The organism is Chloroflexota bacterium (assembly GCA_016219275.1).
Taxonomy (GTDB): domain Bacteria; phylum Chloroflexota; class Anaerolineae; order UBA4142; family UBA4142; genus JACRBM01.
The window spans coordinates 1-14,037 of the sequence record JACRBM010000045.1; the positions used below are offsets into that span (position 1 = coordinate 1).

10 protein-coding genes are annotated in these 14,037 nt (G+C 55.3%); 4 read left to right on the forward strand and 6 right to left on the reverse strand.

The window, feature by feature from the left end:
- The first annotated feature begins 84 nt into the window (after positions 1 to 84).
- From HY868_11710 to HY868_11725, 4 genes are all read left to right on the forward strand, one after another.
- Positions 85 to 582 (forward strand): helix-turn-helix domain-containing protein, encoded by a 498-nt coding sequence (locus HY868_11710; GenBank protein ID MBI5302796.1) that lies wholly within the window; start codon positions 85 to 87, stop codon positions 580 to 582.
- A gap of 26 nt (positions 583 to 608) precedes the next feature.
- Positions 609 to 1,145 (forward strand): transposase, encoded by a 537-nt coding sequence (locus HY868_11715; protein ID MBI5302797.1) that lies wholly within the window; start codon positions 609 to 611, stop codon positions 1,143 to 1,145.
- Between the two features lie 298 nt (positions 1,146 to 1,443).
- A complete protein-coding gene (locus HY868_11720; GenBank protein ID MBI5302798.1) occupies positions 1,444 to 3,093 on the forward strand; it encodes a pentapeptide repeat-containing protein in 1,650 nt (549 codons plus the stop codon).
- A gap of 148 nt (positions 3,094 to 3,241) precedes the next feature.
- Positions 3,242 to 4,540 (forward strand): ATP-binding protein, encoded by a 1,299-nt coding sequence (locus tag HY868_11725; protein ID MBI5302799.1) that lies wholly within the window; start codon positions 3,242 to 3,244, stop codon positions 4,538 to 4,540.
- Positions 4,541 to 4,679: 139 nt separating this feature from the next.
- Here the strand turns inward: HY868_11725 and HY868_11730 are convergent, their stop codons facing one another.
- The 6 genes from HY868_11730 to rplL all read right to left on the reverse strand — a co-directional run bounded on the left by HY868_11730 (position 4,680) and on the right by rplL (position 13,998).
- On the reverse strand, positions 4,680 to 9,845 hold the full coding sequence (locus HY868_11730; protein MBI5302800.1) for an Ig-like domain-containing protein: 5,166 nt from the start codon (positions 9,843 to 9,845) through the stop codon (positions 4,680 to 4,682).
- 69 nt (positions 9,846 to 9,914) lie between these two features.
- Positions 9,915 to 11,873 carry a putative DNA binding domain-containing protein gene (locus tag HY868_11735; protein ID MBI5302801.1) on the reverse strand — a complete coding sequence of 653 codons (1,959 nt, stop codon included), beginning with the start codon at positions 11,871 to 11,873 and terminating at the stop codon, positions 9,915 to 9,917.
- Between the two features lie 92 nt (positions 11,874 to 11,965).
- Positions 11,966 to 12,235 carry a type II toxin-antitoxin system HicA family toxin gene (locus tag HY868_11740; GenBank protein ID MBI5302802.1) on the reverse strand — a complete coding sequence of 90 codons (270 nt, stop codon included), beginning with the start codon at positions 12,233 to 12,235 and terminating at the stop codon, positions 11,966 to 11,968.
- 32 nt (positions 12,236 to 12,267) lie between these two features.
- Positions 12,268 to 12,432, reverse strand: coding sequence for a type II toxin-antitoxin system HicB family antitoxin (locus tag HY868_11745; GenBank protein ID MBI5302803.1), 165 nt, complete (start codon positions 12,430 to 12,432; stop codon positions 12,268 to 12,270).
- A gap of 221 nt (positions 12,433 to 12,653) precedes the next feature.
- The gene (locus tag HY868_11750) at positions 12,654 to 13,424 is read right to left on the reverse strand and encodes a DUF2085 domain-containing protein (protein ID MBI5302804.1); all 771 of its coding nucleotides are present in this window, start codon (positions 13,422 to 13,424) and stop codon (positions 12,654 to 12,656) included.
- Positions 13,425 to 13,596: 172 nt separating this feature from the next.
- On the reverse strand, positions 13,597 to 13,998 hold the full coding sequence (gene rplL, locus HY868_11755) for a 50S ribosomal protein L7/L12 (protein MBI5302805.1): 402 nt from the start codon (positions 13,996 to 13,998) through the stop codon (positions 13,597 to 13,599).
- Between the last annotated feature and the right edge of the window lie 39 nt (positions 13,999 to 14,037).

Below are 14,037 nucleotides of genomic sequence, written 5' to 3' on the forward strand. Positions count from 1 at the left end.
CGTCATTTCACATAACCGATATGAGTAATTTTCACATAACCTCTGTTAGAATGAGTGTACCATTTCAATTCAGGAGGTTCACTCATGACGCGCACTTTAACTGTTCGCAAACCAACTCGGCGTGAAGTCCACGAACTCGAACTCATGCTTGAAGGTGATCTAACGCCCCAGGTCCGTCGGCGCGCCGAGACAATTTTGTATTACGGTCTCGGTTTGAATGGTCGGCAACTGGCGGAAGCCCTGCATGTGCACCCCAATACGGTCTATGCCGACTTGCAAGCTTTTGAACGTGAGGGACTGGCATGCGTGCGTCCCTTGCCGGTCGGTGGCGCACCCCGTCGGATTTCGGATCAGCAACTCAACGCGATCTGGAACTGGGCCGAATGCTTGCCGCGCGACCTGGGTTTGCCCGACCCGCGATGGACGTTGACGAACTTTCGGGAGTTCCTCATCACACGTCAGCGCGTGTTCAAACGAATCAGTCTGGAGCATTTACGCCGCGTGCTCAAAAAAAAGAGATTCGCTTTCGTCGCGTCGCGCGCAAACTCATCAGCAACGATCCGCAACGCCCAGCCATTTTAGCCCGTATTCGTCGGGTTTTTCAGCACTTGCCTGCCAACGGCGTCCTGGTCTTTTTTGATGTCAAGCCCGTGACGGTGAAAGCGTATGGGGGTCGGCGCTGGAGTTCCCAACGGCTCGTCTTGCGCAAGTATCAAAAAACGCGCGGACGCTTCTATCTCTTTGCACTCTATGATGTGAAGGAAGGTCGTGTGCGCTGGCGATATTATCATGGAAAAGATTCGGTCCAGGTGTGCCGCTTTATGCGGTGCGTCCGGCGTTGGTATCCTGGGTCTGAAGTCTGGGTCGTGTTAGACCAGGACAGTGCCCATCCGCGTAAATCGCATGAGACGCGACGCGTGATGCGTGAACTGCACCTGCATTGGATCAGTTTGCCCAAAGCAAGTCCCGATGATAATCCGTGTGAGACCCTGTTCAGTGATATTCAATCGAATGTGCAGGACAACAGTGATGATCCCGATGAACGCGCGATGCAAAAACACATCAGTCACCGGTTTGCACGGCGCAATCGTCGCCGGGATCGGTTCATTGAAATTCCCTATCTGTGGGATTCTCACAGAGGTTAGGTGAAATATATTCACATCGGTTATGTGAAATGACGGTTAACCAATGAACATCTCCAATCAGAATTTGGCGGACAACACACTGTTTCACGCATGGTCATCCAACGACCGGGACGATGAAAACCTGGTTGACAGGTCTAGCCACTGTGCTTATACTACAAACAGGATGGCTTGACACTCTGCTTGATGCCGCGCATTATTGTCCCTCGCAGTTACCGCTCACTTGACTAGCTACGCTCCATCCTTAATCTTGGAATCATCTTTGTGTGCCCGCCAAGCATCACACGGGAAAGGACCGGTTGTGGCAGACGTTAAGCATTTGACCTTGCTTCGCAAGGGCGTCCTGGTTTGGAACGAATGGAGGCGTAAAAATCTCGATGTTCTGCCGGATTTGTTTAGAGCAGAACTCAGCCGCGCTTATCTGCACAAAGCCAATCTGGCGCGCGCCAGTTTGTTCAAAGGAAATTTGACGGGCGCTGACCTCACCGAAAGCGATCTCAGCGGAGCGAATCTCAGCGGCGTCAACCTCAGCAACGCCGACCTGGGTCGTGCGAACTTGCGCCGCGCAATCCTGATCGAAGCCCGGCTCGTCGAAACGAAATTCGTAGACGCGAAACTCGTTGGCGCGAATCTATTCAAATCCGATCTCAGTCGCGCCAATTTTTTTAGAGCCGACCTGGGTAGCGCCGATTTGGAAGGCGCGATTCTCACGCGCGCCAATCTCAGCGAAGCCAATCTCAACGGCGCAAACCTCAAGCGCGCCAACCTCACCGGCGCGGACTTGATCAAAGCCAGTTTGGTTGAAGCGTACCTCAACGGCGTGTTGCTCAGCGACGCCGACTTGAGCGGCGCAAACCTCACCGGCGCGCTCCTCAGCGGCGCGAATCTCAGCGGCGCGGACTTGGACGAAGTCAACCTCAGCCGCGCCAATCTCGCCAAGACCAATTTCGCCGGCGTTGACTTGCATGGCGCGGATCTCAGCGGCGCGGATCTTTCCAGCGCCGATTTCGGCGACGCGAATCTTAGTCTGGCAGTCCTCGTCGAGACGAACCTCAGTCGCGCGCATCTTGGCAAAGCGCGCTTGAACCGCACGAATTTGAGCCACGCCGATTTCACTGAAGCCGATTTGAACGGCGCAGATTTGCGCGGCGCGAATTTGACCGGCGCGATTTTGTGCGACGCCAACCTCAGCGGCGCAGACCTCAGCGGCGCGAATCTCAGTGGCGTGAATTTGAGCGGCGCGGATTTGACGCGCACCAAAATTGTTGGCGCGGATATTCACGCCGCAAATCTGAGCCAAGCTCTGTTGTGGCAAACGGTCTTGATCGGCATCGAACTCGGTTCTGCCCAGGGCTTGGACGCGGTGACGCACCTCGGACCATCGCACATCGGACTCGACACCATCTATCTCTCCGGCGGCAAGATTCCATTGAGTTTTTTGCGCGGCTGCGGCGTGCCGGAAAGTTTTATCGCGTTTGCCCAATCACCCAGCGCCCACGTCAACGACTTTGAGTTTTGCGCGATCAGTTACTCGATCAAGGATCGCGCCTTCGCCGAGAAACTCCACGACTCGCTCGAAGAAAACGGCGTGCGCTGTTGGCTCGCCCCCGACGACTTGAAAACGAACGACCGCTTTCGCATTCGCATCGAAGAAGCCCTGAAAGTGTACGGGAAACTATTGATCGTCCTGTCCGAAAATTCGCTGGACAGTTTCTGGATCGAAGGCGAAATCGAAGCCGCGCTCAATCAGGAGCGCAAAGACAAACATAACGTGCTCTATCCAATTCGCCTGGATGATGCCGTCTTGTCCACCAAGCAACCCTGGGCGGTGAACATCCGTCAATCGCATCACATCGAAGACATGAGCACGTGGAGCGATTCCATGCGCTACCCAAAAGCATTCGACCAATTGATGCGCTCGCTCCAGACCCAGGAACCGCTTTCGGTTTAGACCGCGCGTCATGCCGCGCGGTTGAGAGGAACGCTCCGGCGAGCGTTCCCTACGCTGACCCATTGCGTGAATGCCACTCGGCAGAATTCTGACATCACCAACATTGCCGCTGCAAGGAATCCCTGCCCGTTTTCGTTTCGGAGGATTTATGGACGCGTCCTCGGCGCAAAAATTACCTGCCGAATCTCGCTCGGTCGAAGAGACGGGTCTCACGCTCGCCTTCCTTGCCGACCTGGCGCTCAAAACGATGTACACCCGCGGCTTTTTGCGCGGGCACGAAATCGCCGAGTCCATGCATCTGCCGTTTGCCAACGTCCTCGACAAGGTGCTGGACTATTTGCGCCGCGAACACCTGACTGAAGTGCGCGGTTCGACCGGCTTTGGCGAATCGTCGTACCAATACGTTATCTCCGACGAAGGGCGCGCGCGCGCGCGCGAATTGATGGAACAAAATCAATACGTCGGTCCTGCGCCCGTCCGTCTCGAAGCGTACACGCAAATGGTCAAATCGCAATCGCTCACCGGCCAAGCCATCACGGTGAACGCGCTCAAGCGCGTGCTATCGCACCTGGTCATCAACAACTCCATCGTCAATCGGCTGGGTCCCGCGGTCAATTCCGGCAAATCCATTTTTCTTTTTGGCGCAGCCGGCAATGGCAAAACCTCGATTGCCGAAGCGATTGGCGGATTGTTGCCCGGCGCGATCTGGGTGCCGTATGCCATCAGCGTCAACGAACACATCATTCGCGTGTTCGATTCTTTGCATCATCACGTCATCCCGGAAAAAACCGCCGGCGACAATTCGCCGGGCGGAATTCACCAAGGCGAACGCTACGACCGACGCTGGGTCATGGCGCAACGTCCGCTCATTGCCGTGGGCGGCGAGTTGGCGCTCGAAGACCTTGACCTGGTGCTCGACCCGACCTTAAAATGTTACGAAGCGCCGTACCAAATGCGCGCGAACGGCGGCGTGTTTTTGGTGGACGACTTTGGACGACAGCAAGTCGGTCCGCGCGAACTGTTGAACCGCTGGATTGTGCCGCTCGAAAAACGCGTGGATCATCTCACGCTCGTCACCGGGCACAAGATTGACATGCCCTTCGACGCGTTGATTATTTTCGCGACCAACCTCAATCCCAAAGAGTTGGTGGACGAAGCGTTTCTGCGACGCATTCGCTACAAAATCCATATCACCGATCCAAGCTGGGAAGAGTACCGCGAGATTTTCAAACGCGAAGCCGCCAAGCGCGCGATTCCCTATTCCGAAAACGGGTTGCGTCATTTGGTGATGGAACATTACATCAAAGCCAAACGACAACCGCGCGCCGTCCACCCGCGTGACGTTCTCGACGAGTTGGTAGACATTGCGCGTTTTCACGGCGTGCCGCCCACACTTTCAAAAGAGTTGCTCGACCTGGCATGTCAGGCGTACTTTATCGAAGGATAGTGATGCGCCGAATAACAAAAAAGTAGCCGGGAGGTTTGCTCCCGGCTACTTTGATTTTCACGCGCGCCATGCGCCTCATTAGTGAATTGTCCCTACCGTTTCACAATTCACTGTTTACTGTTTACTGTTCACTGCCCCACTACTTGACCGTCATCTCCACACTCGCGCTTCTGCCGAACACCTCTGGTTCGTACATCGGCGCGGCTTCGGCGGGCAACGCGCGGAACGTGCCGCTCGCCGTCGCGCGAATCAGGTATGCGTACGTGTGCTTGCCCTTCCACAACATCGTCGTGAAGAATATCGCGCGGTCATCGCGCAGATCGGGACGCGACCAGTAAAAACTCGATTTGCCGGTCGGCTCGATCCCGCTCGTGTTGAGCGAATAGTTGATCGCTTCAAAACCGGCGGGAAGCGGATCGGTGATCATCATGTACCAACTTTCGCGCGGCGCGTCGACCGTCAACTTGACACGCACCATATCGCCAACCTTGAACGACGACACCGGCTTGTTCGTCTTGGGATCAAGATACTCGCGCGTCACGTTGAACCCATCGAGCGATTTCGCCGCGCCAACCGTTTCGACCGATGCATAGTACTGCATCGCGCTGGCATAGTACACGCGCCCCGCGCCATTCTTGACGATGCGAACCGTGTGGTCACCCGGCGTGACCTTGAGCGCGATCTCTTTTTGTTGCGCGATATTTTCGCGCGTCACGGTTTGCTTGGCGATGCTATTGCCGTCAACGAACACTTCGTACGTCAGTCCGGCATCGAGTTCACCCGATTGCGCGAGAAAGTCGCTCAGCGCGATGATCGTCTGCGCGGTCTCTTGCGTCGAGCGCCAATAGCCACCAACGCGATTGAGCATCAAGTACCGCACCGTCTTGGGAATCAGCGGCGATTGCGGATCGAGCGCGAGCAACGCACGCAAGATCGTCGCGGTCGTGCGACCGTTGCTCGTATAGTAATCCCAGCGATAACGCATCGCGTCCGATTCTTTCCATGACGCAAGCTGCGTTGTCTCGACGACTTGCTTTTCGAGCGCGGTCACAATTTCTTTTGCCTTGGTATCTTCGGCAAGCATCTTGAGCGTGAGCGCGAGCGTCGCGCGCGAGTTCAACGACATCTTGTCCTGTTTGTCGAGCATTGCGCGCGCAAGCGCGGGGTCGCCCTGCCCCGCTTCGGCGAGCACGTACGCGATGTACACTTTCAAATCGTAATCGGTCGTGTTCACGACCGGCGTTTTCAAAAATTCGACCGCGCGTTTGATCGCGTTGGCGTCCACTTGATAACCGGTTTTTTTCGCTTGCAGCAAACCGTACAGCACGTACGCGGTCTCGTACTCGAGCGAATCGTCCGACTCCCACCAGCCCCAACCGCCATCGCCGTGTTGAAACGCATAGAGACGCGTCAATCCATCTTCAACTTGCTTGGGCAATTCCTTTTCGATTCTCTCATTCTTGAGTTTCAATTTGTCGAGCGATTGCTTGACGAGCACCGTCGGCAAGAACCGACTCATCGTTTGCTCGACGCAACCGTACGGATATCCGGTGAGATATTCGAGCGAGTCAATCAACCCTGCCGCGAGCGACGGCGACACACCCAGCTTTAACGACGCGAATGTTGCGTCGCGCGGCACATTGATCGTGAACTGGGATTGCGCGTCGTCAATCTGTCCCGCGTTCGCCACAACACGTTTTTCGCCAAACGGTTGAATCGGCAACGACAACTGCACCGCGTCGCTGACACCTCCGCCGCCCGCGCTCAACGTGATCGTCGTCGAGATCGGCATTGCGGAAACCGGTGAGAATGAATTTGCAAACGCACTCGCTTGCGGAACCGTCACGTTCCAATTCACGGTCGCCGATTGTCCCGCGCTGATCGTCAACGAACGCGTGATCGGCGTAGCCGTGTTCAACTGCAAACCATTCGTCGCGCTGAACGACACGACGACAGTTTGCGTTTGCTCGGTTGAGTTGCGGACAATCGCGCCGAGCGTGACCTTGTCGCCGACGTTCAAAAAGCGCGGCAGCACCGGACGCACGATCAACGGTTTGGTCACGATCATGTCGCTCGTGCTCTTACCGACCTGGGTCTGCGCGGTCACGCCGTTCGCAATCGCCGTCCACGTCGTCAGGTTATCGGGCAACGGCACTTGCACTTTCGCGTCGCCGTTCGCATCGGTGACAATCGCCGGATTCCAGTACGCAATGTCCGGAAAACTCTTGCGCGGCTCTTCGCCGCCGCCGCCGCCGCCGCCAAAGTCCTCGCGCTGATTCACGCGCGCGAGAAACACGGTGAGCGATTGCGACGTTTTCACCGCGAGATCGCGTTTGCCGTAGAATGCCTCGACGATGTCTGCGCCAAAATTTTGCGCGAGCGCGAGCACGGCTTTATCCACAACCGAGAGCGATACCTCGGCGCTCACCGGTTTACCGTTCGCGTCCGTCGTCTTGATGGTGTACGTCGCCTTGTCCTGCGGTGCGTATTGATCCTTCGCCGATGCGACATTCACGTTCAAGTTTTTTGCGGAGGACACGACCTTGATATTTCCCAGCCCCATCTTGAAACTGGGAATGCCATCCGCAAATCCGCCTCGCGGAATCAGCATGACGCCTACGTACACGTTGGGGAATTGGTCGTTTGTAATTGGAATTTGCACCGTCCCGCTATTCGAATCGAGCGCGACGAGTTGGTGCGAAAGAATCTTGCCGCGTTCGAGCGTGACGAGCGCGGTCGCTTTTTGGTACGGCGATTGAATCAACACCTTCGCCGTGTCGCCGATGACGTACTCTTTTTTGTCGAACACGAGCTCGATGCGATCGTTGTTGTCGAAACGCCACGACAGGAACTGCGCGCGGTCGCTGACCCAGAGCCAGGTATTGCCCAGCACGCGATTGCCGCGTGCGTCCTTGCCTTGCGCGTCGAGACGATACGAACCGCCCTTGGGCGGCGTGAACGCGAGTTGATACTTGCCGTTCGCGTCGGTCGTGAGATCGCCGCGTTGGATTTCCGTTTTTACTTCATCGCACTTCCAAATGTTGCGTCCTTTGTCGTCGCGCGTGCGGCGACAATTCCAATCAATCAAATTGATCGCATAACTCAGCGCGACACGACTCGCGGGCTTGCCATTCGTGTCGAGCGTCTGCACATCGAAACGCGCTTCCTTGCCTTTATCGGCAAGATAGTTCGTCGGTTTCATCCCGACGTAGAAATTGCCGCGATGAACCAACACCGCCGCTATCGCCGACTGGGGCTGATTCGATTCGTCAGTCACTTCAGCTTCGATGGTGAATATCTGACTACGTTCTTCCTGCGAAATGTTCGCGGGCAACTTGATGACGAATTCGCCATTCGCGTTCAGCGTTGCATCGCCCGATGAAACTTCGCGACCGTAACCATAGTAACGTTGTTCCGCCGCGTTGCCGAAATCCAAGTCGCCGCCCGCCCAATAGAAATAATAATCGTTCGCGTACAGCGTCCAATGCGTATTTGCGCCCGTCACCGCGCCGCCGAAAAAGTAATTCGCGCGAATCGTCGCGGTGATCGTATCGCCGTTGATGTACGCGTCGCGATCCGTCTTGACGCTGACGGCGTACTCGGGTTTGCGATATTCTTCGACCTGGATTTCGTTCGAGTACGTTTCGTCGCCGAGGGAGGCAGTGATTTGATATGTGCCCAACCCGGCTTCGGGATTGATGATGAACGAATCCGCGAGCGAGCCAAACGCCGTCGTCTTGAGCATCTTGTCGAACAGCACACGGTTTTGCCAATCGCTCACCTTGACGCGCACATCGGTGCCCGCCGGTGGTTGCGTGTACACTCCATCGTCGTCATTGCGGACGATGCCCTTGAAGTACACCGTTTGACCCGGACGATAGAGCGGGCGATCCGTGTAAACGTACACGCGATACGTGCGCTTGAGCGGATTCCATTGCCACGACACGCCATCAAAGCGCCACGGCTCGATGCCTTGTTCCCAGGTATCGCTCACCGCGGCGACGTCATTCTCGCGAATTCCGACGACATGCAGATCGGTTTTGGTCGGCGTGATCGCGCCCTTGAAAATACCATCCTTGTCCGTCGCGCCAGTCCCGACGCGTTCGCCTTTTGAGTTGTAAAAGGTCAGTAACAATTTTTCGATGGGTGCGCCATCATTCACGCTCGTCGCCCAGACGAGCACTTGATCGGTCGTGCGCTTGAGCGTCAGCGCGGTTTTCGTCGCGACGAGAACCTGGGTATCGTTCACGCCTTCCGCCGATTTCGCGACGAGATAGTACGTACCCGCCGGCAACGCGTCGAGTTGCAAATCCTGGGTCGTGTATTGATCAATTTTCGTCGGCGGCGAAATCGTCCAGGTCTTGATCGGATCGCCTTGCGGTTTGAACGCGCGCCACGCGTCGTACGAAAACGCAAGCGATTTGATGTACGTCTCGGTATCGAATTTGTAGAGCGCGACATCCACGCGCGACACGTTGACCGATTGCACTTTGAGCGTCGTCGGTTTATCCGCCGCGGTCAACCCATAGCGACCGATGTTGATGATCGCGAGGTACGGATATTGTTGCGTCGTCGTGAACGACCACGCGAAATCGTTTTGCGTCACCAATCCTTTAGAATCTTTCGCGCCGCTCGGAATCGAAATCCGATACGTCGTCGAGGGGCGCAGATTGCCGCCGACGATCAGTTGCTTGCCTTGCCACGCGAGCCGCATATTCGAAATCGCCGGCTCGATTTTCAGCCGCTGTTCAACCGATTGCGAATCCATCTCGCGATTGAAAATGATCGCCAAACGATTTTCGAGGTACGCGAATTGCGCGCCTTGGCGCGGCTCGGTTGCGACGACCGTCGGCGGAGCCAGTGTAGTGAACGACCACGCGAACTCTTTTTCCGCGCGGCGTTGCAGCCAACTGCGCGCCTCGCGCGTCACGGTGACGCTGACCGTCGTGCTGAGGGGCAATGATTCGGCTGGCGTGAATGTCACCGCGTTGCCGCTCCACGCGAACGAACCGCGAATGTTTGGCGAAATGCTGATTGCCGCATCGTTCGCAGTCATCGGCGTCAAAAAGGTAATCGTGATCGGCGCGGTCGGCGAAATCTCTTTCGCGTCGAACGCGGGACCGAACGCGAGCACTTGGGGCGCGCGCAGTGGACGCAAAACATCTTTGATGTTAGACGGCGTCATGCCGCGCAAGGCGCTCGTCACCGGCGCGTCGAGTTCGGTGAATTGGAAGAGAATCGCGCAAATGCCGAGAAGCACGACCGCGAGAATTGGAACGAGTAACAAACGTGGCGAAAGTTTCATTCAAACTCCGTAGGGGATTTTCGATTTTTGATTGGCGATTGGCGATTGACGATTTGGGAATGTTCTATTTTATCCGTCATCCTGACCATCATCGTCCGCGTCCATCTCGGTTGGGACAACCACTATTTCCGCGAATCGCGGGTCATCGCGAATCCACGCCAAGTCAGGATCGCGTTGCGCCTTTGCCGGATCAAACTCATCTTGCTCAGTTGCACGAAGCAGATACTCGAATGCAGTATCCGTATTCCCAAGGATGGACTCTAAACGCGCAAGGTTGTACAAATCATTGGGTAAAATCAGTTCACGCGCTTCGTCGCAATACTTGCGCATTGCCTCCGTATTGCCAATCTCTCTGTGAACGGAGGCGGCAACAAGTCGAGCATCGAAATCGTCGGGCGCATGCTGAATGATTATTTCAAGGAACGGTAAAGCATTACTTCTGATATTGCGCGGTGCAAGTTTACCGTCACTCTCGGTCATGATTTTATCTTGTACAAGGTATTTCAACGCACGCTTGATCCGTCGCTGTCGCGTTGCCTTCTGTTGCCGTTTGCCTTGCCACAACAACAAGGTAGTTGGCTCAACGATCCAAGGATACAACTCGATGCCAAAGTACTGTAACAATTCTATTGCATCGTACACATAGCACACTGCAGGGTACTTCGCAACCGCGCGTTCGTACACATCGCGCCACGAGCCTTCCAGTGTAGCAATGTAATTTGAAAGCGTCAACGATTGTTCCATCATTCGCACACGTCGAAGATTTGAAACAACATTGGCAAATGTGCCATCATTCTCACGAGCGATTCCGTCAAAGTCATTTTTCTCCGCTTGCACATTTCCGTTTGCCAACTCTGCGCTGAGCAGGTCAACAACCGCGCTATCTTTCGGAACAGGCAAATCGAATCGCGTAAAACGTTTCCAAAACCGATCTTTTGGGCTGTAGTTCAGCACTTGCCATGATTCTGTATCATCGCGCGCGGTTGCAATGACTCGAATTTCACTCTCGCCACACCAATCCTCAAAAGCATCTAGCGTTTCAAGCAAGCGGTCGTGATAAGACGCCAAAGTTGGCATAGGTAATTCGTCCGCTCGCCGCGGCTTCACCGACTCGCCAGTACGAAACAGGAAATTCAGGTCATCCACCAAAATCAAAATCCGCCGATGATTCTCCTGCAACCCGCGCGGAAATTCGCGCGGCACTTCAAGCAATCCACGTTTGATGCGAACGACGCGATAACCCTCCAACATCAACGCGCGCACCAGCATTGCGGCTTCACGCGTCTTGCCTAAGCCAGAGCGCCCGGTGATGAGTAAGTATCGGGTTTGACTCAAAGCCGCGCGGAGATCAAGTTGAACATCACGTTCGGGGTCGCGGGGTTGGTACGGGATGCGGTGATACGCCAACGGGTCGCCGTTGTTTTCTTCGTTGTAGAGTTTGGGCAAAATAAGATTGGAATCCGTAATCAATTCCCAGGATTGATCTTCTTCGCGCGGCTCAACCGATTTTTCCCAAACCGTTGCCGAACGTCGTTTATCGGCGAGAATCGCATCGCGTTCTTGTTGCGTCGCTGGTTGAATTTCGTCGCCACAACGGATAAAAACTGTCTGCTCTTGAAATCGTCGCTTGGGAACCCGGAGCGATGTTTTGGTCTCGTACAAATGCGGAGTGGGTGAAATTGTAATGACCAAGATTTTCGCACCGTCCAATGTCACCCAATCAGATTCGAGGTTCGGCAAACGCGGAGTACACGCACCGTTGATTTTGGCGAGCAAATCTTTTTTCTTGAGCAGGATGTGGCTCGCATCTTTCAACTCACGCGAGCCATCCAGTTTTCTCGTGTCACTCGCACCGATGACGAGATAACCGGGCAGATGCGAGAACCCAACGTTGCCGTTTGCCAGCGCGAGAATATCCTTGATGAGTTCATTCCATTCCTCATCGCGCGCAGGAGAACAGTCAATCTTGAAATCGAGTTTGGGATGTTCGTCTTGTACAAGGAGTTTACGGAGTTCGTTGGGCGTCATTCGTTCTCACCGAGAACAAGCAAGTATTCGTCAGGTGCAAGAATCACAAATCGCAAATCGTCAATCGCATATTCCGGTTACGCGCACTATGGTTACGCGTCCTCGTATGCTTTCAGGAAATCATCTCTCGATATACCGGACTGGGTGAGTATCGCGCGCAAGGTGGAGCTTTTCAGTGTGCGATGATTCGGTATCGTCAGCGGCGTGCGCGTTCCATCAAGATTCTCGCGCACAATCGCAATGTGGCTGCCTTCGCGAACGGTACGAAAGCCCAACGATTGGAGTGCCTTGATTACCTTGGCTTGAGGCGCGTGAATCGGGAACTTGGACGTTACACCGTCACCCCAGCTTCGGCTACAAATGCTTCCAGCACGACCGGCTCGCCGGCAATGACTTATTGACCAAACGTTTCAATGTGAAATCGGATCGCCGATTTCACATCGGCAAGCGCGTCCTCGTACGTGTCCCCTTCGCCAATCACAACGCCCTTCAAACCGAGCGGATATGCGATATAACCATCGGGATGTTTCTCAACAATTATCTTGATTTGTCTCGTCATCGTTTCCCCCTGAATGCCGGATTGCTACCAGCGTTTACCCAAAAGACGTCAAAACCCGCGAGCAAGTTCCAAAAATGGACTGCACATGCACTCGCGCAATTGTGTGACGATTCGCGAGCGCATCTTGTAGTGCCATCCGATCTCATCTCGCCGCGATTATACACCCGAAGCGCAACTGGCAAAAATAGAGGCATTCCTCCCGCGCGGGTATCGCGAGGTGGTCAAGCCAGGTCGCGCGCTCGCACCCGCGCCAACGTTTCGCGCGCTTGCTGTTCCACATCGCGCATACCATCGGCGATGAACGGAAACCACGCGAGTACGGTCGTGATACCAAACGCGATTCCCGTCAACCAACGCATCCACGAGTTGAACGAGCCGAACGCGTCACCATAATAAAACGACGCGGGAAAAAGGTTGCCGGTCAAAAACGCGAGCCACGCGTTCGTGTCGCGAAAACCCAAGCCGCTCGTGCCCGCGACTGCGTCGTTAATCATGTGCGTTACACCATCCACGCCCACCGGCAGGATGCCGAGAAAGAGCCACGCCACGAGTGACAATCGCCATGCGCTTTTTCGAATGCGCGCGAAGATAAGCGCGCCAAGCCATACACTCCCGTAGAATGAAATCATTCGGTCGCTCCACGCAACTTTCCAGCCCATCGCCGCGTTCCCGTTGAACTGACGCAAACCCAGGAAACCGTCGAGCGCCCAAACGGATTTGATCTGGTCGAGACTGTACATCGGTTCGGGACCGAAGAGAAAAATCGATCGCTCCGGCAATTGATGGCAAAAGAAACTGTAGAATGTGTAGACGCCATCTGCCGCGCCTATCGCGCCGGATTGCATAAAGATTGGCGCGAGGAACGGCGTCCACACCCACGCGCCGTACAACACGACGAACACCGCGAGCCAATGCCCGCCAAACCAATACGCGAATTTATCAATCGCGATAATCACATCGCGTTTGCGTCCAGTCACTCTCGTTTGTTGCATCATTACTCCTTGCGCGCACGAATTATACTGCGGTTACCGGCAGTCGGCAAGCGGAGCAGCCGCCTCGCTCCCCACGTGTTTGAATCCGCGCGGTGAAATCGAAAATCGCCGGATAGAAAAACGCTCCGCGGCAAATTGCCGTGGAGCGTTTTCGTTTGCGCGTGTGCGCGAATTATTTGATCTCGACGGAAGCGCCAACGTCTTCCAATTTCTTTTTGGCTTCGGCGGCTTCTTCCTTGGTCGCGCCCTTTTTGATGGACGCCGGCGCGGACTCGACGAGGTCCTTGGCTTCTTTCAAGCCGAGACCCGAGACGATTTCACGGACGACCTTGATCACCGGAATCTTTTGCGAACCGGCTTCCTTGAGGACGATTTCGAATTCGGTCTTTTCTTCCGCGGCGGCGGCGGGTGCTGCGCCACCAGCGGCAGGCGCGCCACCCATCGCTGCCATCGCGACCGGGGCGGCGGCGCTCACGCCGAGTTTTTCTTCGAGCACTTTGACCAGTTCGGAAGCTTCGATGAGCGTCAAGCCCTGAATGTCTTCCGCAATCTTGAGCAATTTTTCAGATGCCATGTTTGTATTCTCCTTATTTGATTTCCGTTTTCGATTACC

What these genes read in the sequence shown, in the direction of transcription:
- HY868_11725 (MBI5302799.1), top strand. Translation starts at nt 3,242, where the DNA reads ATGGACGCGTCCTCGGCGCAAAAATTACCTGCCGAATCTCGCTCGGTC.
- rplL (MBI5302805.1), bottom strand. Translation starts at nt 13,998, where the DNA reads ATGGCATCTGAAAAATTGCTCAAGATTGCGGAAGACATTCAGGGCTTG.
- HY868_11750 (MBI5302804.1), bottom strand. Translation starts at nt 13,424, where the DNA reads ATGCAACAAACGAGAGTGACTGGACGCAAACGCGATGTGATTATCGCG.
- HY868_11745 (MBI5302803.1), bottom strand. Translation starts at nt 12,432, where the DNA reads ATGACGAGACAAATCAAGATAATTGTTGAGAAACATCCCGATGGTTAT.
- HY868_11730 (MBI5302800.1), bottom strand. Translation starts at nt 9,845, where the DNA reads ATGAAACTTTCGCCACGTTTGTTACTCGTTCCAATTCTCGCGGTCGTG.
- HY868_11735 (MBI5302801.1), bottom strand. Translation starts at nt 11,873, where the DNA reads ATGACGCCCAACGAACTCCGTAAACTCCTTGTACAAGACGAACATCCC.
- HY868_11710 (MBI5302796.1), top strand. Translation starts at nt 85, where the DNA reads ATGACGCGCACTTTAACTGTTCGCAAACCAACTCGGCGTGAAGTCCAC.